Below are 20,183 nucleotides of genomic sequence, written 5' to 3'. Positions count from 1 at the left end.
ATAATCGATGAGCAGACTTTTGCGGACGGGCCTCAATGCAGGCGATAGCGCACCCCTGACCGTGGTTGGCGGCGAAGGCGTATATTTCCATCTGCAGGATGGGCGTCGCCTGATCGACGGCAGCAATACCGGTGGCGGGCTCGGTCATCGCCACCCGAAAATGGTGGAAGCCATTCGTGCAGCCGCGGATACGCCGGTCGTCAACGAAGGCTGGACCTGGATCGGTCGCGAGAAAGCTGCCGATGATCTGATCGGCACGGCCTTTGCGGGCGAAGAGGATTGGGTCGGCGGCGTGCGCTTCTGCATCAGCGGCAGCGAGGCCAACGACATGGCGCTATCGTTGTGCCAGGCCCTGTCGCAGAAGACGGCATTGGCGACGCGCGAGCGCGCCTATCACGGCCTCGTCGGTCTCTCGCGCAGCATGACTGTGCAGCCGCACTGGCATGGTGGGCTCGCCGTGCAGGCCGGCGGTTCGCGTCTGCCGGCCCCGATGGCGCCGGTGAAGATCCTGCCTGCACCTGACGGGGCGATCTTTGGCGCGCCGCTGAGCAACCAGCCGGTGAAGGATGTTCTCGCCGATGCTGGCACTATTCTGGCGGACACGGCGGCGACCATCATCGACTACACGCAGGGTGGCAATTACTACGACGGCGAATATCAGGACGAGGTCGCTGATCACGCCGCCAAGGCGAATTCGATCTGGATTGCCGACGAAGTCGTCACCGGTGCCGGCCGCTCCGGCCGCTGGTTCGCTTTCCAAGGCGCCAAGAGCCGTCCGGATATCGTCACCATGGGCAAGTCGCTCGGCGGTGGTGCTGCAGCGGTTGCCGCAGTGGTGGTCTCGAAGAAGATCGTCGAGCAGCTCAAGGGATCGAGCTGGCAGAACTACGGCACGCTCCGCGGCCATCCGATCAGCATGGCCGCCATCAGCGCCTATCTCAATGTGGTTACGGAAGAAGACATTCTGGCGCGCGTGCGCGCCATGGAAGTGTTCTTCACGAAGCGCCTGCTCGAAATCGCGCGTAACCATCCGAGCGTCAGCCGCGTTGCCGGCCAGGGCCTGCACTGGACCGTCGAAGTACATGGGCCCGACTGGCGTTCATGGGCCGCCGACACCATGGAAAATCCGATCGCCTCACGCGTCGCCGCGCGGGCGATGGAAGCCGGCGCAGTGATTGGCACCAGCGGCGAGCAGACCTCGCTGTTCCTGGCTCCGCCGCTGATCATCAGCGAGCAGGATGCCGAGCGGCTGCTCGCAGCGCTCGACCACGGACTCGAACTTGCCGACCAGGAACATGCGCGTTCCGGCGACCTCAACTGACACACGACAACAGAGACTTGAAGATGCAAGACGAACAGGACATCCGCGCCGTCATCGCCGGCTATTTCGAAGCGCTCTATCGCGGCGATGTCGCCGGCTTCCGTCGGGTGTTGCACCCGCAGGTGCGGCTATCCTCGGCAACCGATGGCACGCTCGTCAATCTCGATCTCGAAACCTATATGGGCATGGTTGCCGCGCGGCCGTCATCGGCGTCGCGGGGCGACCCGCGCGAGGACGAGATCGTGAGCGTGTCTGTGGCATCGCCGACTACGGCCCATGCGCGCGTCAAGGACATGTATCTGCCGAAGCGCTTCGTCAACGAACTTTCCTTCATCAAGATCGATAGCCGCTGGCAGATCATTGCCAAGGTGTGGCACTTCTTCGCCTGATTAATTGCTGAAATGTACCTGTCAGGAGGCTTGCCGTGAATGCTGTCTCTCCGTTCTGGCCGCCCGGCGAACCGCACACGCTGCCGCTGCCTGAAGGCGTCCTCTACGACGCGCTGGTACGGGCGGCGACAGCGCGGCCGGATCATCCGGCCACGCTGTTCTACGGCGGAGTTCTCACTTACGCGGAATTGTTACGGCAGGTAGACGCGCTTGCCGGCTATCTGCAGAACATCTGCGGGGTGAAGCGCGGTGACCGCGTGATGGTCGCGCTGCAGAATTCGCCGCAATATGTGATCGCGTATTACGCCGTCATGCGGGCCGACGCCGTGGTTGTGCCGATCAACCCGATGAACAAGACCGCCGAACTCGACTATATCGCGTCCGACAGCGGCGCCACGGTGGCGATCGTCGGCAGCGATCTCGTCGATGTTTTTGCACCGCTGCTTGGCAACGTCATCAACAGCATCATCGTCGCGCACTATCGCGACTATGTGCCCGAGACATCGCCTTACACGCTGCCAGCCTGCGTGACGCAAAACGGATCGTGCCCCACGGCGCCGGGTTGGCGCGCCTGGGATTATGTGATCGCTCGCAACGAGACGCCGTCGCCGATGACCGCGACGCCAGCCGATCTCTGCCTGTTCCCTTACACATCCGGCACCACGGGCAAGCCGAAGGCCTGCATGCATCTGCACTCGAGCGTGCTATTCACGGCAGTGCTGCAGGCGCGCTGGTACCGGCTCGGTGGCGACGATGTGCTGACTGGCGCGCAGCCGTTCTTTCATGTGGCGGGCATGCAGGGCTCGATGAATGCGGCGATCTCGGTCGGCGCGACGCTGATGCTGATGGCGCGCTGGGATAAGGACCTGATCCCTGATCTGTTCGAGGCCCATGGCGTTACCTTCTGGAACGCGGCGCCGACCATGATCGTCGACGTGCTCTCCAGCCCGACATTTCGTGAAGCGTGTTTTGCGAAGCTCAAGGTCATCACCGGCGGCGGCGCGGCAATGCCGGTGGCGGTGGCCGAACGGTTGAAGACCCGCTTTAGCCTCGAATTCGTCGAGGGCTACGGCATGACCGAGACCATGTCGCCGACCCACATCAATCCGATGGAAGTGCCGAGGCGGCAGTGCCTCGGCATCCCGGTGCATCAGACGGATGCGCGGATCATCGATCCAGACACGCTGACCGAGCTCGGCAGTGACGCAATCGGCGAGATCGTGGTCAACGGCCCGCAGGTGCTGCAAAACTACTGGAACAAGCCTGAAGCGAACGAGACCGCATTCGTCACGCTGGGCGGCAAGCGCTTCCTGCGCACCGGCGATCTCGGCTATCGCGATCGTGACGGCTATTTCTTCGCGGTCGACCGGCTGAAGCGGATGATCAATGTCAGTGGCTTCAAGGTGTGGCCGGCGGAAGTCGAGTCCATCATGTATGGCCATCCCGCCATCAAGGAGTGCTGCATCATCTCGACGCCGGACAGCTATCGCGGAGAGTCGGTGAAGGCGCTGGTGGTGCTGCATGATGCGGCCAAATCGTCGACAACGGCAGACGAGATCATCGGCTGGGCGCGCGGCGCCATGGCCAATTACAAGACGCCACGCTCGGTGGTGCTGGTCGATAGCCTGCCGCGCTCGGAAAGCAACAAGATCAGTTGGCGGTCGCTGCAGGAAGCGGAGTGGGCATGACGACAGCAACCTCGCCAGCGGCCGAGCTTGGTCCCGAAGGACAGTTCTGGGCCCATCTGCGCGCCGGCAGACTGATGATCCAGCGTTCGCACTCGACCGGCGAATATGTGTTCTATCCACGCCTGATCGCGCCCCGCAGCGGCGCAGACGATCTCGAATTCGTCGAAGTTAGTGGCTTCGGCACGGTCTATTCGACCACCATCATGCGGCGGCCCGCGAAGCACGGCGGCGACTACAATGCCTGCGTCGTCGAGCTCGACGAGGGCGTCCGCATGCTTAGTCGCGTCATTGAGTGCGCGCCGGATGAGGTTCATATCGGTATGCGCCTGCAGGCCGTGATCGCGCCGGTGGATTTCGGCACCTATGCCAATAGCGAGCAGCCCATCGTGCTGTTTCGTCCCGTGGGAGCCGCGCCATGACCGCATCCTCGTTGCGTGGCAAGAGCGCCATCGTCGGTATCGGCACCTACGGCCTCGGCCGTGCGCCGGGGATGTCGGCGATGGATCTGATGGCGGGCGCCACTGCGCGCGCGGTCGCCGATGCGGGTCTGCAGTTGAGGGACATCGACGGCATCTGCGGTGGCACGCTGTATCACATGTTCCCGACGCTCTCGATGGGTGAGTATCTCGGCATCCGCCCGAAATGGGCCTGCTCCGACATGACCGGCGGCTCGTCCTTCCTGTCACACCTCCTGCAGGCGACCATGGCCATCGAGGCAGGGCTCTGCACTACGGTGCTGATCGCTTATGGCTCCAATCTCAAAGGGGCCGGTACCTTCGGCATCCACGAACTGCCGACCTTCGAGAAAGTCTACGGCCTGATGTCGCCGCTGCCCGGTTACGCGATGTGCGCCGCGCGGCACATGTATGAATACGGCACCACGCGCGCGCAGATGGCGGAAGTTGCCGTGGCCGCGCGGCAATGGGCACAACTGCACCCTGACGCAACGATGAAGGCGCCGCTGACCATCGACGATGTGCTGGCATCGCCGCTGGTGGCCGATCCGCTCTCGCGGCTGGATTGCTGCCTGATGAGTGATGGTGGTGCGGCCATCATCGTCACCAGTCCCGATCGTGCGAAAGCGCTGAAGCAAAAGCCGGTCTATTTCCTCGGCGGCGCCGGCGCGAGCTGGAGCCGCGAAGTCTCGCAGATCCCGGATTTCTGTACGACGCCGACGGCGGAATGCGCGCCGCGGGCATTCGAGATGGCGGGCATCACCACGGCTGATGTCGATGTGTTGCAGCTCTACGATGCCTTCACCATCAATGTCATCATGTTCCTGGAAGACATGAGATTCTGCAAGAAAGGCGAGGGCGGCGCGTTTGTCTCCGGTGGCCGGATCGCGCCGGGTGGTGCTCTGCCCGTCAATACCAATGGTGGTGGATTGTCGTTTGTGCATCCAGGCATGTATGGGCTGTTCACGCTGATCGAAGCGACGGAGCAATTACGCGGCAATGCCGGCGCACGGCAGATCGCGGGTGCCGAGATCGCGATCGCTCATGGCAATGGCTGCACCTTCTCGCATGAATTTACGGCCGTGCTTGGCGGCGCCAACACGCTGTAATGACAGATCTGTTGATGTTCACACTTTGTGGATAATGGGCGATCTGGCCCGCTAGTGTCTGCAGACTGCGAATCTGCAGCGTGACCGCGGACTGTCTCAGATGCAGTTTTTTGGCCGCAGCCGTGACCGAGCGATCGCGGTGAACGGCGGTCAGCGCGCAACTGGCGACGGATCAATTCCCGTGGAAACCGGCTCACCAGCCTCGCAACCTCTATAAGGAAAACTTTGCTCTGGCCAAAGATAAGAATATTTTACTAATTCTACAAACTGGGATGTTGTTGGTGCGCGGACGGCCGAACGGCACGACGCTTTGAAAATGGCCCCGCAGAGGGCAGCGATGAGGGAACGGCTATGGATGAACGCGTGACATTGCGTTCGCATCTCGATCGCGCGGGGGCGAAGACGCCAAACCGGCTTGCGATCGCCGCCGTGATCGAGGGAATCGCCGCCGCATCCATCGAACTTGCCGACCTTATTGCCGACGGCCCGCTGGCCGGCATTACCGGTCGTCTCAGCGGCGTGAATTCCGACGGCGATGCGCAGAAGGACATCGATCTTGTCGCAGACAGGATAATGCGCCGCGCGCTGCTCGTGACCCCCGTCGCCGCGATTCTGTCGGAAGAGGCAGAATTGCCCGAAATCCTCGATGTCGCCGCGCCGCTCTGTGTCGCGATCGATCCGCTGGATGGCTCCGCCAATCTTGAGAACAACATCTCGGTCGGCACCATCTTCTCGATCCGTCCGCGCGGTAACGATGTGGTTTCCACCTTCTTCGAGCCCGGCACAGCCCAATGCGCCGCGGGCTTCGTGGTCTACGGTCCCCAGACCACGTTGGTGCTGGCGCATAACGGGCGCGTCGATATCTTTATTCTCGACCGCCGCGCACGTGAATTCCTGCTTGTCGCACAAGGCGTCAGGATTGCGCCCAATACGCCGGAATTCGCCATCAACGCGTCGAACCGGCGGCACTGGCACGGTCCGGTGCGGACCTATATCGACGAATGCCTGGCCGGCATTGGTGGCGACGGCGGTGCCGATTTCAACATGCGCTGGATCGGCTCGCTGGTCGCCGAGTCACTTCGCATTCTCGTCCGCGGCGGCGTGTTCCTTTATCCGGCCGACGCGCGCCCCGGATACCGCGAAGGGCGCCTACGCCTTTTATACGAAGCGCACCCGATGGCGTTGGTCATGGAGTGGGCCGGAGGCTCCGCAACCACCGGCCGTCGCCGCATCCTCGAAGTTTCGGCGCGAACACCGCACCAGCGCGTGCCGCTGATCATGGGCTCGATGCGCGGCGTTCGCGACGTCGCCGCCATTCACGAAGGAATCGAGCCGATGTTCGACAATAGCGACGCGCCGCTATTTGCGCGGCGCGGCCTGTTTCGCTGAGCCGGAGATAGAGCAAAAATGTCGCGCAGCTATCCCATCATATCGATCACGGGTTCGTCGGGCGCCGGCACCACCTCGGTGAAAAAGACGTTCGAGAACATCTTCCGTCGCGAGAAAGTCGCGGCCGCCTATATCGAGGGCGATGCGTTTCATCGCTACAACCGCGTCGAAATGCGCATGAAGATGCTGGAGGAAGGCGAGAAGGGCAACAAGCACTTCAGCCACTTCAGCCCGGAAACCAACCTGTTCGAGGAGCTGGAGAAAGTCTTCCGCGACTACGGCGAATCCGGCACCGGCACCGCCCGTCATTACGTGCACGACGAGGACGAAGCCAAATTATACGGGGCGGCACCGGGGACCTTTACCGAATGGGGTCCGCTGCCGGACAAGTCCGATCTGCTATTTTACGAAGGCCTGCATGGCGCTGTGGTGACCGACAAGGTCAATATCGCCCAGCATGCTGACCTCAAGGTCGGCGTCGTTCCCGTCATCAATCTGGAGTGGATTCAGAAGCTGCATCGCGACCGTAAGGATCGCGGCTACACGCAGGAAGCCGTCACCGACACCATCCTGCGGCGGATGCCGGACTATGTGAACTACATCTGCCCGCAATTTGCCGAGACCGACATCAACTTCCAGCGTGTGCCGACGGTCGATACCTCGAACCCCTTCATCGCGCGGTGGATCCCGACGCCGGATGAATCGATGGTGGTGATCCGGTTGAAGAATCCGCGCGGCATCGATTTCCCCTATCTGCTGTCGATGATCCCCAACAGCTTCATGTCGCGCGCCAACTCGATCGTGATCCACGGCTCGAAGCTGGATCTGGCGATGCAGCTCATCCTCACCCCGCTGATCCTGCAATTGATGGAACGCAAAAGGCGCACGGTATGAATATTCAGAGTCCCGCTCCCCAGATGGATCAAGCGACCGTTCCGCACGCGGATATGGCAAGTGCGATTCGCTTTCTCGCGATCGATGCGGTGGAAAAGGCGAAGTCGGGCCATCCCGGCATGCCGATGGGTATGGCCGACGCGGCGACAGTGCTGTTCTCACGCTTCCTCAAATTCGATGCCGCCGATCCGGCCTGGCCAGACCGCGACCGCTTCATCTTGTCCGCCGGCCACGGCTCGATGTTGCTCTACGCGCTGCTGCATCTGACCGGATCGGCGGAGGTGACGCTCGATCAGTTGCAGTCGTTCCGGCAATGGGGCTCGAAGACACCCGGCCATCCCGAATACGGCCACACCGCGGGCGTTGAGACGACCACCGGCCCGCTCGGCCAGGGTATCGCCACAGCGGTCGGCATGGCTTTGGCCGAACGCCTGATGAATGCGCGCTTCGGCGACGGCCTCGTCGATCACTACACGTACGTGATCGCCGGCGATGGCTGCTTGATGGAGGGCCTCAGCCACGAGGCGATCTCGCTGGCGGGACATCTGCGGCTCAATCGTCTGATCGTGCTGTTCGACGATAACGAGATATCGATCGACGGCGCGACCTCGCTGTCGTGTTCGGACGATCAGCTTGCGCGCTTCGCTGCATCGGGATGGTCGGCCAGTCGCGTCAACGGCCATGATCCCGAGGCCGTGGCCGCGGCCATTGCACGGGCGCGCGACAACGACCGCCCATCGCTGATCGCGTGCCGCACGGTGATCGGCTTCGGCGCGCCAAATCGGCAAGGCAGTGAGAAGGCGCATGGCGCGCCGCTGGGCGCGGACGAGATCGCGAGGACGCGCGACGCGCTGCACTGGCCACACGCACCGTTCCACGTTCCCGATGCGGTGGCGGGACAATGGCGCGCGGTCGGCGCGCGCGGACAGACGGCGCATGCGGAATGGGCGGGGCGCGTTGCGCGTCTGGACGGCGCTGTGCGGGACTACTTCCAGGCCGCGCTGAAGGGCCAGCTCTCCGGCGGATACGACAATGCGCTGGCCAAGATTCGCGCCCACTTCTTGCAGGAGCGGCCGAAGATCGCCACCCGGCAGGCCTCGCAACTCGTCATCGATGTCATTGCCGATGTCCTGCCGAATCTGCTCGGCGGATCGGCTGACCTCACCCATTCGAACCTCACGCGCGCCAGGATGCAGGCGCCGATCCAGCACGATGCCTTCGACGGCAGCTACGTTCATTACGGCGTGCGCGAGCATGCCATGGCTGCGGCGATGAACGGCGTCGCTTTGCATGGCGGCCTCATTCCCTATGGCGGCACCTTCCTGTGCTTTGCCGATTACAGCCGCCCCGCGATCCGGCTGGCCGCGTTGATGGGCATCCGCGTCATTCACGTGATGACGCACGACTCGATCGGGCTTGGCGAGGACGGCCCGACCCATCAGCCGGTCGAGCACCTGGCTTCCCTGCGCGCGATTCCAAATCTGCTGGTGTTCCGTCCCGGCGACGCCGTCGAGACTGCCGAGGCCTGGGATTGCGCGTTGCGGACGCCGCATGCGCCGTCGGTGCTTTGCCTGTCGCGTCAGGCGCTGCCTGTGTTCCGCGAGGGCATCGATTCCACCAATCGGGTCGCGCGCGGTGCCTATGTCGTCATCGAGCCGGAAGGTGGTCGCGACGTCACCCTGATCGCGACCGGCTCCGAAGTGTCGATTGCGATTGTTGCGGCCAAGCTGCTTGCCGATGACGGCATCCGCGCCGCGGTGGTGTCGGCGCCGTGTTTCGATCTGTTCCGGCAACAGCCCGGCGACTATCGGGCGGCAATTCTCGGCAGTGCTCCGCGCGTCGGTGTCGAGGCCGCGATCGAAGGCGATTGGGCGCGCTGGCTTGGCGATGGCGGTGAGTTCGTCGGCATGACCGGATTCGGCGCCTCGGCGCCTGCGGATGATCTGTATCGCGAATTCGGTATCACCGCCGCGGCGGTCGCAACGGCGGCGATGCGCTGCATTGCCCGCTCGCGCATCGCTGCCGCCGAATGAGTTGTTCGGGACAAGACAACGGAATGGAGGACCTATGGCACGCATTACACTGAGGCAACTGCTCGATCACGCCGCCGAACATGGCTACGGCGTGCCGGCCTTCAACATCAACAACATGGAGCAGGGCCTGGCGATCATGGAGGCCGCCGCCGAGGTCGATGCGCCGGTCATCATCCAGGCCTCGCGCGGCGCGCGCTCCTACGCCAACGACTTCATGCTGGCGAGGATGATCGATGCGCTGGAAGAGATGCATCCGCAGATCCCGCTGTGCCTGCACCAGGACCACGGCAACGAAGAGTCCACTTGCGCCACCGCGCTACAGCACGGCTTTACCTCGGTCATGATGGACGGCTCGCTGAAGGCCGACGCCAAGACTGCTGCTGACTACGATTACAATGTCGACATCACGCGTCGCGTGGTCGATATCGCGCACTGGATCGGCGCCTCTGTCGAAGGCGAACTCGGCGTACTCGGTTCATTGGAGCATGGCGGTGGCGAGCAGGAGGACGGCCACGGTGTCGAGGGCAAGGTCAGCCACGACCAGTTGCTCACCGATCCGGATCAAGCGGTCGATTTCGTCCGTGCCACCAAGGTTGACGCGCTGGCGATCGCGATGGGGACTTCGCACGGCGCCTACAAGTTCTCGCGCAAGCCGGACGGCGACATTCTCGCCATGACGGTCGTCGAAGAAATTCACCGCCGGCTGCCGAATACGCATCTGGTGATGCACGGATCGTCATCAGTGCCGCAGCCTCTGCAGGATATCTTCAATCAATTTGGTGGCGAGATGCCGCAGACTTGGGGCGTGCCGGTCGAGGAAATTGTGCGCGGCATCAAACACGGCGTCCGCAAGGTCAATATCGACACCGACTGCCGCCTCGCAATGACCTCCGCCTTCCGGAAGGTTGCCGCGCAAACCAGAGGCGAATTCGATCCGCGAAAATTCCTGAAACCGGCGATGGACGCGATGCGCGACCTCTGCCGCGAACGCTTCGAACAATTCGGCACCGCGGGCCACGCCGCGAAGATCAAGGTGATTCCGCTGGCCGAAATGGCGAAGCGTTATCGCAGTGGCGCGCTCGACCCGAAGATCGGCAACATCGCGCAAGCTGCCGAGTGAACAGACCTTATTCCATCCGGTGACGCCGGATCCAAACGAGGAGGCCACCATGAATGAACACGCTTCGATCACGATCCGCGGCAAGGATCGCTACAAGTCCGGCGTCATGGAATACAAGAAGATGGGCTATTGGGAGCCCGACTATGTACCCAAGGACACCGACATCATCGCATTGTTCCGGGTGACGCCGCAGGATGGCGTCGATCCGATCGAGGCTTCGGCAGCAGTGGCCGGCGAATCCTCGACCGCGACCTGGACCGTGGTGTGGACCGACCGCCTCACGGCTGCGGAAAAATACCGCGCCAAGTGTTTTCGGGTCGATCCGGTGCCGAATTCGCCCGGCCAGTACTTTGCCTATATCGCCTACGATCTCGACCTGTTCGAGAACGGCTCGATCGCCAACCTATCGGCCTCGATCATTGGCAACGTGTTCGGCTTCAAGCCGCTGAAGGCTCTGCGGTTGGAAGACATGCGGCTTCCGGTCGCCTACGTGAAGACGTTCCAGGGCCCGGCCACCGGCATCGTGGTCGAGCGAGAGCGTATGGATAAGTTCGGCCGCCCACTGCTTGGCGCGACTGTGAAGCCGAAGTTGGGTCTGTCCGGTCGTAACTACGGCCGCGTCGTCTATGAGGCGCTGAAGGGCGGGCTCGACTTCACCAAGGACGACGAGAACATCAACTCGCAGCCCTTCATGCATTGGCGCGAACGTTTTCTCTATTGCATGGAGGCGGTCAACAAGGCGCAGGCGGCGTCCGGCGAGATCAAGGGCACATATCTCAACGTCACCGCCGGTACCATGGAGGACATGTACGAACGCGCCGAATTCGCCAAGCAGCTCGGTTCCGTCATCATCATGATCGACCTCGTCATCGGCTACACTGCAATCCAGTCGATGGCGAAATGGGCGCGCAAGAACGACATGATCCTGCATCTGCACCGCGCGGGACACTCGACCTATACGCGGCAGCGCAATCACGGCGTCTCGTTCCGCGTCATCGCCAAATGGATGCGGCTCGCCGGCGTCGATCACATCCATGCCGGGACGGTCGTCGGCAAGCTCGAAGGCGATCCGGCGACGACGCGCGGCTATTACGACATCTGCCGCGAAGACTACAATCCGATGCGGCTCGAACACGGCGTGTTCTTCGAGCAGAACTGGGCCAGCCTCAACAAGATGATGCCGGTCGCATCGGGCGGAATCCATGCCGGCCAGATGCATCAGTTGCTCGATCACCTTGGCGAAGACGTCATCCTGCAATTCGGTGGCGGCACCATCGGCCATCCGATGGGTATCCAGGCCGGCGCCACCGCCAACCGCGTCGCGTTGGAAGCGATGATCCTCGCTCGCAACGAAGGCCGCGACTACCTGCATGAAGGCGAGGAGATTCTTGCCAAGGCGGCGATGACCTGCACACCGCTGAAGGCGGCGCTCGAGACATGGAAGAACGTCACCTTCAATTATGAATCCACTGACATGCCCGACTACGCCCCCACCGCCAGCGTCTCGCTGTAAGGAGTACGATCATGCGCATTACCCAGGGCTGCTTCTCGTTCCTGCCCGATCTCACTGATGAACAGATTTCAAAACAGGTGCAGTATTGCCTCGCCAATGGCTGGGCCGTGAACATCGAATTCACCGACGATCCGCATCCCCGCAACAATTTCTGGGAAATGTGGGGCCTGCCGATGTTCGATCTGCGCGACGCCGCTGGCGTGCTGATGGAACTGACCGAATGCCGCAAGGTGTATGGCGATCGCTACATCCGGCTGTCGGCATTCGACTCGAGTCATGGTTGGGAATCGGTGCGGCTCTCCTTCATCGTCAACCGTCCGAAGGAAGAGCCAGGTTTCCGGCTCGAGCGGCATGAGGTGGAAGGCCGCAACATCCGCTATACGACCAAATCCTATGCCGTCGATCGCCCCGAAGGCCAGCGCTACGGTGGGTCGTGAGCACGCTGACGGTGGTCGATAGCGCCGGGGACGCGCCGCCGGCGACGCAGGTCGATCTGCGCCGTGAGTTCGACGAGGTCGGCATCGGCGAGGTGCTCGATCAGCTCGATCGTGAATTGATCGGGCTGAAGCCGGTGAAAACGCGGATTCGCGAGATTGCTTCGCTGCTGCTGATCGAGCGCATCCGCAAGCGCATGGACCTAGCGTCGGGCAACCCGACGCTGCACATGTCGTTCACAGGCAATCCCGGCACCGGCAAGACTACGGTGGCGCTGCGCATCGCCAGCATCCTGCATAAATTGGGTTTCGTGCGGCGAGGGCAGGTGGTGTCGGTGACGCGCGACGAACTGGTCGGGCAATATATCGGCCATACCGCGCCGAAGACGAAGGAGATCCTGAAGAAGGCGATGGGCGGCGTGTTGTTCATCGACGAGGCCTACTACCTGCATCGGCCCGATAACGAGCGCGATTACGGCCAGGAGGCGATCGAGATCCTGCTGCAAGTGATGGAATCGCAGCGCGAGGATCTGGTGGTGATCCTCGCCGGCTACGGCGACCGCATGGACAAGTTCTTCGGCAGCAATCCCGGCTTCCGCTCGCGCATCGCCCACCATATCGATTTCCCCGACTATGCCGACGACGAATTGCTCGCCATTTCCGAATTGATGCTCGGCGATATGAACTACAAATTCAGCGCCGATGCGCGTGCGGCGTTCGTCCGCTACATCGCGCTGCGCAAGACCCAGCCGCTGTTCTCCAACGCCCGTTCGATCCGCAACGCGCTCGATCGCATGCGGCTGCGTCAGGCCAACCGGCTTGTCGCCGATCTCGACCGCGTGCTGAGCGTCGATGACATCATGTCACTGGAGGCTTCGGATGTGCTCGCGAGCCGAGTGTTCTCGAACGGTTCTGGTGGGTAATGGCGCCCGACCGAACACGCTGCCGACTAGTCGAGGTCTATTTTGGTGACCCTTGGTCTCCTAGCAGCGCGGTCTAGCCGGAGACTTTCGGGAATTGGACGGCTACTGGGACCGGTTTTGCCACCTAGGGACCCTCTCGCTTGAAAGAAAAACCCTCAAATGCGGGCCCATCTCCACAGATTGAGCCAAACAAGCCGTCCACTGGCTCATTTGTTCAGCGAGGCTATCGGTACTTCCAGAGTGTAGATGAAGCCTGATGGTGGATAAGCCAAACGCACAGTGCCGTTCAGTTGCCGTCCGAGCGATTCCATCATGCGTGTGCCAAAGCTGCGGCGGACGGGCGGATTGACCAGCGCGCCGCCGCTTTCGATCCAGCTCAAGGTCAGTTGCTGCGACGCCTGGTCGATCGTCCAGTCGACCTTAACAATGCCACTCGGGTCCGAAAGCGCTCCGAACTTGGTGGCGTTGGTGCAAAGTTCGTTGAGTGTCATCGCCAGGGCGATAACTGCGCCCGACCCCATATCTACTTCGGGTCCTGAGACAGCGAAGCGGCCAACTCCCTTGTTGTCATAGGGCTCGGTGGCATTACGGATTGTCATCTCGAGTCCGGCACTCGCCCAACTGACTTGCATCAAGAGGTCATGAGCTCGACCGAGCGCAAGAAGCCGCCCCTCGATGGCTTGCTGCGCATGCTGAACGCTGGTGGCGGTCCGAAGGCTTTGTGAAGCGATCGCACTTACAGTTGCGAGGGTATTCTTGATGCGGTGGTGCAATTCGCCGAGCACAAGCTTTTGCAGCTTGTCGGCTGCTTCCCGCTCCTTGGCGTCTATGCCGGCCTGCGCGAGCAACAGCTTGGCATCTATTCCAGCCTGTTCCAGCAATAGTCGTAAGCTGTCGTTCTCGGCCGTCAGTGTCTCTTCCGCGACAGACTGGCTTGGCCGCGTCGGATTGACGGTCAAACCTGCCTGGCCAGAAACGACCTCAAGGGTGCCTGCACCGATCATGTCTTGCAGTTCGGCGATCATTTCCTTGCTGTCGATGGGCTTACCAAAGAAGCGGCTGTTCTCCGGTTTCTCGTCGCTTGAGGGGGTTATCTGGCCGGATACCAGGATGATCTTGATCTGTGGCCAGCGTTCATGGACCGCATGAGCAAGCTTCAATCCATCCATACTACCGGGCATCTGGATGTCCGAAAACAAGAGCGAAATGTCGGATCGCGCCTCGAGCACGCTGATGGCTTGATCGGCGTTCGTCGCTTCGACGGCCGTAAATCCTGCATCCTCAACGATGTCGACAGCTCGCATACGCAGCACCATCTCGTCTTCGACGACAAGCACGTTGGTCTTATCTCGAGATGATGACACCTAAGCTGCTCCCATCAAGGCGGGAGCACACACGGCCCTCAGTCACCGAGCGCCTATCGTACCGAGGTGATGTGAAGGAACCTAGCGATTTTTACATCCGAAGTCGACATAATCCTGGGATTGCCTATCACGCGTCATGTAAGGGAACATTCTGCTGGTCGATGATGCGTGTCGCGAGGAGGTTAAAAATGCGCTGCCAGGCACGCTCCTAAAAGGGCGGTGGCCCCCGACGGAATTCGCCCTGGGGCGGCGGAACCTCCCCGTCGATCTGGACTATGCGCCTCACCAGAAGTTAGACGAGCTCAGTTGGTCTTGAGGTTGTAGAGCTTGCGCAATCTTTCTTGCGTGCCGTCAATCGCGCGGACTGTATTGAGCTCTGCGGTGAGCCTCAATTGCACGTCGGCTGCTCGGTGAAGTGAGAGAATGCCCCAGTTCGTCTCAAAGCGAGGGTCTGCGATCTCGTCAATGATCACGGCCGTGACATCTTCGCACCCGTAGCAGCTGCGGATTTGCAGCAATGCCGCATGTTCGAGGTCGTGTCTGGAAAGCAGCGACTTCGCCATAGTGGGTATTCCCTTGCGTCATCGTTTGAGCCAACCCTGAAGATCAGATCAGGCCTTTAGTTTCGCAGAAACGGCAAGTATGGCGGGCGACTTCTAAATCATCACCAGCTTGATCTCACCGTCGTTGGCTGCAACCAGTTCCATCTGCTCGCGCGCCAGTTTCTCGATCAGCGGCCTGTTGGCGTGGAAGTACCTTTTGGCCTGATCTTTGGTTGGAAACTTGGTCGTCAGGGTACACGCAATCCGGCGGTTGCCGTGTCTTATGTCGAACGCCACGCGCTGAAAGTCATCAGGCGCCTGAACCTGTGTCGAAATAGCAATCATGTTTGGATCCATAAAGCTCGGCGAAAGCCCGAACTCCAGGAACATTACGACGTCTATGCGTTCAATGTATGTGGACGAGGGCGGCCCTGAAGGCGATCTCGCTCTCGCTGCGGTTCTCCGTCGGTTAGCCCAGGATAGATTGGTATAGAGCCAGGTAGCGATCTGCCATTCTATCGACGGTAAAGTGCTCAGAAACCGCCGCCCGGCAGGCGCGTCTATCCAGTTCGCCAATGCGCTCAACGGCTTGAACAGCTTCGAGGGCGCTATTGACCAGGAAACCTGTCACGCCATCTGTGATCAATTCGGGCATCGATCCGCGGTTACGCGCGATCACCGGTGTTCCGCAGGCAAGCGCCTCAACAACTGATAACCCGAATGGTTCGTCGAAATTGATCAGGTGAAGCAATGCCTGTGCGGATCCCAGAACGCGTGTCCGCTCCAGACCTCCGACCGGACCGAGATAAGTCGCGGACCTTCCCAGTGCTGGCACCACATGACGTCGATGATAGTCCGCATCCTGAACGATACCGGCCATGATGAGGTGGCGGCCCGCCGCTTCGGCAGTTGCTATCGCTTCCGCAGCCCCTTTATCGGGATGAATGCGACCGAAGAATAGAAGATCGTCGCTGCCAAGCGGATCGAAGGGAAACTCGTCGATCGGAATGCCGTGATGGATCGTTGCCGCATAGCGAAGGTCGGGATGGCGATTGGCATCGCTGATTGCGACATAATGGACACGATCCTCATACTCCTTGAAAACCGGAACAATACGGGCTGATGAAAAGCCGTGAATGGTTGTGACGACTGGCGTGTCCACAAGGCGAGAGAAGCCCAGCGGTACAAAATCTGCCTGATTGTGGATGATGTCGAATTCGCCGGCCCGCTCGAAGACATTTGCAACATGCAGGAGTTCCCACGCCTTGGCGTCGAGCGACGGGTCCTCAGAGTATGGTGCCGGCACGACACCTGCGAGATTTCCCGATGTCAAACTGTCCTTCGTGGCAAACAACGTGACGTCAACTCCCCGCAAGAGCAGTGCCTCCGTCAGCAAGCTCGTCACGAGTTCCCACGGGCCGTAATGCCGGGGAGGAGTTCGCCAGGATATAGGCGCTAACATCGCGACACGCATCGTGTTTAGCCTCGCAGGATGGATGGCGGATAATCAGCTACGTCAATCCGGGCACGGCGGATATATGGCCGACGGATTGGTGGAGGCCCGCTGTAAATTGGATTGACGCGACGACTCAGGAGCGCATGGTGAATGTCATCGATGGCTGGTTCGATGGTGTCATCATCACTGCAGAATGAGAGGCGCTCTGCCCGTCATCTGTCAAGAGCAAGCGCCCCGATCGCTGCAGAACGGCGCGCGGCGCCTTCAGATAAACAGGCAGGAAGCGACCTTTTGTAAATGCTGTTTCGAAAGTGAGGCTCGACATGGTGGCTATGTATCGCCAACCAAACCTGGAAGTCACAGTCACTCCACATCCCCTGCTTTTCTGGGAATGGCAGGTGCAGGACGATGGTGATCTGTTCAACAGTGGCTTCAGCAGCACACGATGGAAGGCTCGGTATGATGGAAACGCAGCGCTTTTCGAGGTCCTGGCAGGCGGATTTTACTCTGAGCCTCTGTTTGACTGATTGTTAAAAGTGCCGCAACGCGGTCTTGCCCGCAAGGCAATCCGATCTTGTTGGGCTAGCGCGGTTCTTCAATAGGCGCCCAGTGCGTGGGATCAATCCGGGTGACGTTGACGCATCCTGCTTCAGCAAGGGTAATAATCCAGTCGCCGTCGTTCCACCATGCGCGGCAGGCGGTTCGCATTTTTTCCGCCTCGGATTCCATGGCATGATCCGAATTGTCATCGTATCCGCCAGCCAGGAATATTGGCGTTCCGTCTTGTGGTGCGGTGTCTATAGGTAGCCAATTCAACGGTTCATGTCCTTGCAGTGGTGGAAGAAATAAAGCTGATGTTGTCCGACGCGATGACTACGTGCCGCGCACGCGGTTCACGTTGATTTTGCGACAATGTGGGGTGGACGTCGGTGTTTGAAGGCTGAGATGCAGAGGATTCCTTTTTCGGCTTCGTCGGCAAGAAGCATAAGTAGCCGGTACACCTCGGGACTGCTCTGGGCGGCTGCCAAACGTCTGTACCGAGCAGCACGCGCGCCGTTCATGGACAGGCCGTCGTCAGATGCTGCGTGTCTGCCAGCCTGATGGAGGTCATGTGGTCGTCCGAATGACTGGTTGCGAAGCGATAATGGCATCGAGTGCTGCTCTACCGAGTTGCCGCGCTTCATCTTCGTAAAGCGGTGATGGCATATCGCCCATCGTATCCCAGGTCTTTCTGATTGCCTTCGCAGCAACCTCGACCGCCGCCTCATATTCGGACTGCTCGTTACATCTGGCGTGCTGCGGCGTGTGTTGAAGGTCATTCACGGCACTGAATTCCAGCTCTGACATTGAGAAACCCTCTCAAGTTGAGATCGCGTAAGCTTTTCTTCCGTTAAGCCGAGGGCTTGGCGTCAAGCAGGTTGTCGCGCGTTCCGGCTGGAGTGGTCTAGTCTCGGCGAATAACGACGGCACCAATAACAAGAAGAGCTAAAAAGACCGGCAGTAGTATTGCGGGCACAAGGCAATCCCGGAATCGATCTTCCGACACTCTGACATGATCGCCCCCTTGTTGAGGCGGGAGCGGGGCTCTCGGTCATCGCTAAAAGCCGAAGTCCTCACGGTGATGCTTGAATCTTACGCTTCCGGTCGGAAATTACGAATGGAAGATATTATTTTGGAAGCACGAATTGTGTCGCTGCCAAAGTGCCGATCGCGAGTTAGTAGCTGGATTACTGGATAGGTCTTCACACTTCCGGTGTTTGTAGCCGATGCTTCTTCGCATCGGCGATTAGTTGCAGTTGTCCAGCTTTTCGCATGGCAAGCGTTCGCTCATCTCCGTGAGGGAGTTGAGCAGCTGTCGCAAGCGCGATCATCGCGGCGTGCTCAGCTTCGAGGTGAGAAGCTTTCACTGTCCGGACCTGTGTTGTTGCGATTCCAAAGTACATTCGGAGGTAGGCATGGCAGTCCCGAGACATTGGGCGGGAGCGCGACCGAACTCTCTGTCACCGGTGAATGCCTAAGGACGGCCGATGATGCGGTGCAGTAGATTCCCTTTATGTTCGCGAGTCGACCTAATTCGAAGGTTCTGATTTGTCGCCGGAATCGCTGAGGTCAATCCACTGGACTGCGCGTGCCTTGGGTGGCTGGCTCAGGAGAATAGGGGGCGCCTACGGATACATGCGGCTGCGGTATGGCGGGGTTGAAGAAAGCCGGATGTCGTCGTGCGGGTCTGCGTCCGGCTCTAGGCGGAGCGGCGCAGACGATATTTTCTGTCGACGACAGGTGGCGTTGCAACCAGCTTTACAGTCCACTTTGCTGCCGATGCATCCATCACGACGGATCTCACCGATCCCGTGACTGTTTGACCGTTCAGCTGAAGTGCGCGCGGCAGCCCGTGATATTGAGCCAGACGAGCGCGCCTGGCCTCGACGAGGTCCGTAATTTCGATGACCTGCATCTGCGACTCCAGAGTTGGCGCGGTACGCTCGACAAGACCCGCGCTACAGGACGGGTAGCATCGTATGGTTAATGAAATGCGTCAGATCGTCTTCAGCAATTCCGATGCTGAAGGCAAGTCAGCGGGCGGGATTGCCATCCAGATTTTGGGACCCCGTATGAGCGCTCGCGGCCCTTCATTGTCGCAAATGAGCCACTCGGTTTCGTCCCAGATGACGAGGCATGGAAATGTCTGAGGTAGCTTGTCTTTGTTTCCGCGTATCCATGTTCCACCCGCAACGATGATCCGTTCATCGTCCTTCGGTGCGGTGCTGATTGGTTGCCACCCGTCGCCCATTTGATCGCCCCTTTGTCTGCGCCTCAGTGCGACTCAAACGCGAGGCCGCAACGTCCAGTTAAAGCGTGCAGACCTTGGCTGCCACATGAAACTTGCTCCCGATTGGCAGGCAGCTAGGCGATTACGGAAGGGCTGTGCATCAAGTCGCATAGTGTCGCGACGAATTTGATTGACCGTCACGGGCATAGGCGCATGGTTCCACCATGGCCTTCAATTTCACCTCCGACGTCAAATCCAAGCAAAAAGATTGCTGGCTAATTTTGAACTTCAGCGGAGAGGAGATTTCCCTGTCGTTCGACGATGCAATCGAGCTTAAGATTCAAATCAATCATGTCCTGGAAACGGGAACTCCCAACGAACGGAAGATCGTGAGCGAAGCAGACAGCTGGTCGGCGCTGTGTGTGCCAAATGCGGGCGGTTTCGGGGTTGCCTTTGTCCTGTCGGCGACGTCGACGATAAAACTATGGCTGGATGCCAGGCAGGCCGAGCGCTTTTCTGCAGAACTTCAGACGTTTATCGATCTGGTTGGGAGTCGGAGTTGAAGGGCTTCTGGCATGGCTATGTCGAACTGGTATTGGCCGGCGTGACGTACGAAGCCAGTTACGACATCCTGGATGGCATGGTTCAATTGACCATTGGCCAGTTGATCGTGGTCGCAGAACCGCTGCCGGGTGCGACGTATGAGGAAAGTGCGCTCTACGCTTTGGAACAGTTCGCGACCGGTAAAATCGTCGCGCGGGGCTAGAGCCGCTCCCCGGGTGC

Annotated in this window: 22 protein-coding genes; 14 read left to right on the top strand and 8 right to left on the bottom strand. The window is 60.4% G+C overall.

What is annotated here, in order from left to right; genetic code table 11:
* Positions 1-7: 7 nt before the first annotated feature.
* From HP556_RS06430 to HP556_RS06410, 5 genes are read left to right on the top strand one after another with little or no spacing between them, the layout of a single operon-like run.
* A complete protein-coding gene (locus HP556_RS06430) occupies positions 8-1,321 on the top strand; it encodes an aminotransferase class III-fold pyridoxal phosphate-dependent enzyme (protein ID WP_175366327.1) in 1,314 nt (437 codons plus the stop codon).
* 23 nt (positions 1,322-1,344) lie between these two features.
* A complete protein-coding gene (locus HP556_RS06425; protein WP_175366326.1) occupies positions 1,345-1,710 on the top strand; it encodes a nuclear transport factor 2 family protein in 366 nt (121 codons plus the stop codon).
* A gap of 35 nt (positions 1,711-1,745) precedes the next feature.
* Complete coding sequence (locus HP556_RS06420; protein ID WP_175366325.1) at positions 1,746-3,398, top strand: long-chain-fatty-acid--CoA ligase; 1,653 nt, start codon at positions 1,746-1,748, stop codon at positions 3,396-3,398.
* The gene (locus HP556_RS06415; protein ID WP_175366324.1) at positions 3,395-3,817 is read left to right on the top strand and encodes a Zn-ribbon domain-containing OB-fold protein; all 423 of its coding nucleotides are present in this window, start codon (positions 3,395-3,397) and stop codon (positions 3,815-3,817) included. Before HP556_RS06420 ends, HP556_RS06415 begins: the two co-directional genes overlap by 4 nt.
* Positions 3,814-4,962: an acetyl-CoA acetyltransferase gene (locus tag HP556_RS06410; protein ID WP_175366323.1), complete on the top strand. Its 1,149-nt coding sequence runs from the start codon at positions 3,814-3,816 to the stop codon at positions 4,960-4,962. Before HP556_RS06415 ends, HP556_RS06410 begins: the two co-directional genes overlap by 4 nt.
* On the opposite strand, the gene HP556_RS06405 is transcribed toward HP556_RS06410, so the two are convergent.
* Positions 4,928-5,116 (bottom strand): helix-turn-helix domain-containing protein, encoded by a 189-nt coding sequence (locus HP556_RS06405; protein ID WP_175366373.1) that lies wholly within the window; start codon positions 5,114-5,116, stop codon positions 4,928-4,930. The two genes, HP556_RS06410 and HP556_RS06405, sit on opposite strands and share 35 nt — an antisense overlap.
* Positions 5,117-5,313: 197 nt before the next feature.
* Between HP556_RS06405 and HP556_RS06400 the strand changes: the two genes are divergently transcribed.
* The 7 genes from HP556_RS06400 to cbbX are packed head-to-tail and all read left to right on the top strand — an operon-like array spanning position 5,314 to position 13,268.
* Positions 5,314-6,351: a class 1 fructose-bisphosphatase gene (locus tag HP556_RS06400; protein WP_175366322.1), complete on the top strand. Its 1,038-nt coding sequence runs from the start codon at positions 5,314-5,316 to the stop codon at positions 6,349-6,351.
* 18 nt (positions 6,352-6,369) lie between these two features.
* Positions 6,370-7,245 carry a phosphoribulokinase gene (locus tag HP556_RS06395; RefSeq protein WP_175366321.1) on the top strand — a complete coding sequence of 292 codons (876 nt, stop codon included), beginning with the start codon at positions 6,370-6,372 and terminating at the stop codon, positions 7,243-7,245.
* Positions 7,242-9,278, top strand: coding sequence for a transketolase (gene tkt / locus HP556_RS06390; RefSeq protein ID WP_175366320.1), 2,037 nt, complete (start codon positions 7,242-7,244; stop codon positions 9,276-9,278). Before HP556_RS06395 ends, tkt begins: the two co-directional genes overlap by 4 nt.
* A 34-nt stretch (positions 9,279-9,312) precedes the next feature.
* Complete coding sequence (gene fba / locus HP556_RS06385) at positions 9,313-10,398, top strand: class II fructose-bisphosphate aldolase (RefSeq protein ID WP_175366319.1); 1,086 nt, start codon at positions 9,313-9,315, stop codon at positions 10,396-10,398.
* Between the two features lie 49 nt (positions 10,399-10,447).
* Positions 10,448-11,911, top strand: a complete 1,464-nt coding sequence (locus HP556_RS06380; protein ID WP_089266271.1) for a form I ribulose bisphosphate carboxylase large subunit — start codon at positions 10,448-10,450, stop codon at positions 11,909-11,911.
* A gap of 11 nt (positions 11,912-11,922) precedes the next feature.
* Positions 11,923-12,348 carry a ribulose bisphosphate carboxylase small subunit gene (locus HP556_RS06375; RefSeq protein WP_068729086.1) on the top strand — a complete coding sequence of 142 codons (426 nt, stop codon included), beginning with the start codon at positions 11,923-11,925 and terminating at the stop codon, positions 12,346-12,348.
* 5 nt (positions 12,349-12,353) lie between these two features.
* Positions 12,354-13,268 carry a CbbX protein gene (gene cbbX / locus HP556_RS06370; RefSeq protein WP_175366372.1) on the top strand — a complete coding sequence of 305 codons (915 nt, stop codon included), beginning with the start codon at positions 12,354-12,356 and terminating at the stop codon, positions 13,266-13,268.
* A gap of 206 nt (positions 13,269-13,474) precedes the next feature.
* Here cbbX and HP556_RS06365 read toward each other — a convergent pair whose 3' ends face one another.
* The 7 genes from HP556_RS06365 to HP556_RS06335 form a co-directional block, all read right to left on the bottom strand.
* Entirely contained in the window at positions 13,475-14,605 is a 1,131-nt protein-coding gene (locus tag HP556_RS06365; RefSeq protein ID WP_309943611.1) for a sensor histidine kinase, read from the bottom strand.
* Between the two features lie 329 nt (positions 14,606-14,934).
* Positions 14,935-15,195, bottom strand: coding sequence for a hypothetical protein (locus HP556_RS06360; protein ID WP_089266051.1), 261 nt, complete (start codon positions 15,193-15,195; stop codon positions 14,935-14,937).
* A 93-nt stretch (positions 15,196-15,288) separates the two neighbouring features.
* On the bottom strand, positions 15,289-15,564 hold the full coding sequence (locus HP556_RS06355; protein WP_246297440.1) for a hypothetical protein: 276 nt from the start codon (positions 15,562-15,564) through the stop codon (positions 15,289-15,291).
* A gap of 79 nt (positions 15,565-15,643) precedes the next feature.
* Positions 15,644-16,579, bottom strand: coding sequence for a glycosyltransferase family 4 protein (locus HP556_RS06350; RefSeq protein WP_210269098.1), 936 nt, complete (start codon positions 16,577-16,579; stop codon positions 15,644-15,646).
* 633 nt (positions 16,580-17,212) lie between these two features.
* Positions 17,213-17,359, bottom strand: a complete 147-nt coding sequence (locus HP556_RS06345; RefSeq protein ID WP_158596715.1) for a hypothetical protein — start codon at positions 17,357-17,359, stop codon at positions 17,213-17,215.
* A gap of 378 nt (positions 17,360-17,737) precedes the next feature.
* Entirely contained in the window at positions 17,738-17,977 is a 240-nt protein-coding gene (locus tag HP556_RS06340; protein ID WP_175366317.1) for a hypothetical protein, read from the bottom strand.
* An 892-nt stretch (positions 17,978-18,869) separates the two neighbouring features.
* Positions 18,870-19,085 carry a hypothetical protein gene (locus tag HP556_RS06335; protein WP_147421564.1) on the bottom strand — a complete coding sequence of 72 codons (216 nt, stop codon included), beginning with the start codon at positions 19,083-19,085 and terminating at the stop codon, positions 18,870-18,872.
* Positions 19,086-19,624: 539 nt separating this feature from the next.
* Here HP556_RS06335 and HP556_RS06330 point away from each other — a divergent pair.
* Together HP556_RS06330 and HP556_RS06325 are read left to right on the top strand one after the other, a co-directional pair.
* Positions 19,625-19,963, top strand: a complete 339-nt coding sequence (locus HP556_RS06330) for a hypothetical protein (RefSeq protein ID WP_068734854.1) — start codon at positions 19,625-19,627, stop codon at positions 19,961-19,963.
* Positions 19,960-20,166: a hypothetical protein gene (locus tag HP556_RS06325; RefSeq protein ID WP_089266057.1), complete on the top strand. Its 207-nt coding sequence runs from the start codon at positions 19,960-19,962 to the stop codon at positions 20,164-20,166. The genes HP556_RS06330 and HP556_RS06325 overlap by 4 nt, the downstream gene beginning before the upstream one ends.
* The last annotated feature ends 17 nt before the right edge of the window (positions 20,167-20,183 follow it).

The organism is Tardiphaga robiniae (assembly GCF_013359755.1).
Classification (GTDB): domain Bacteria; phylum Pseudomonadota; class Alphaproteobacteria; order Rhizobiales; family Xanthobacteraceae; genus Tardiphaga; species Tardiphaga robiniae.
This window is presented reverse-complemented; position numbering and strand designations above follow the sequence as displayed.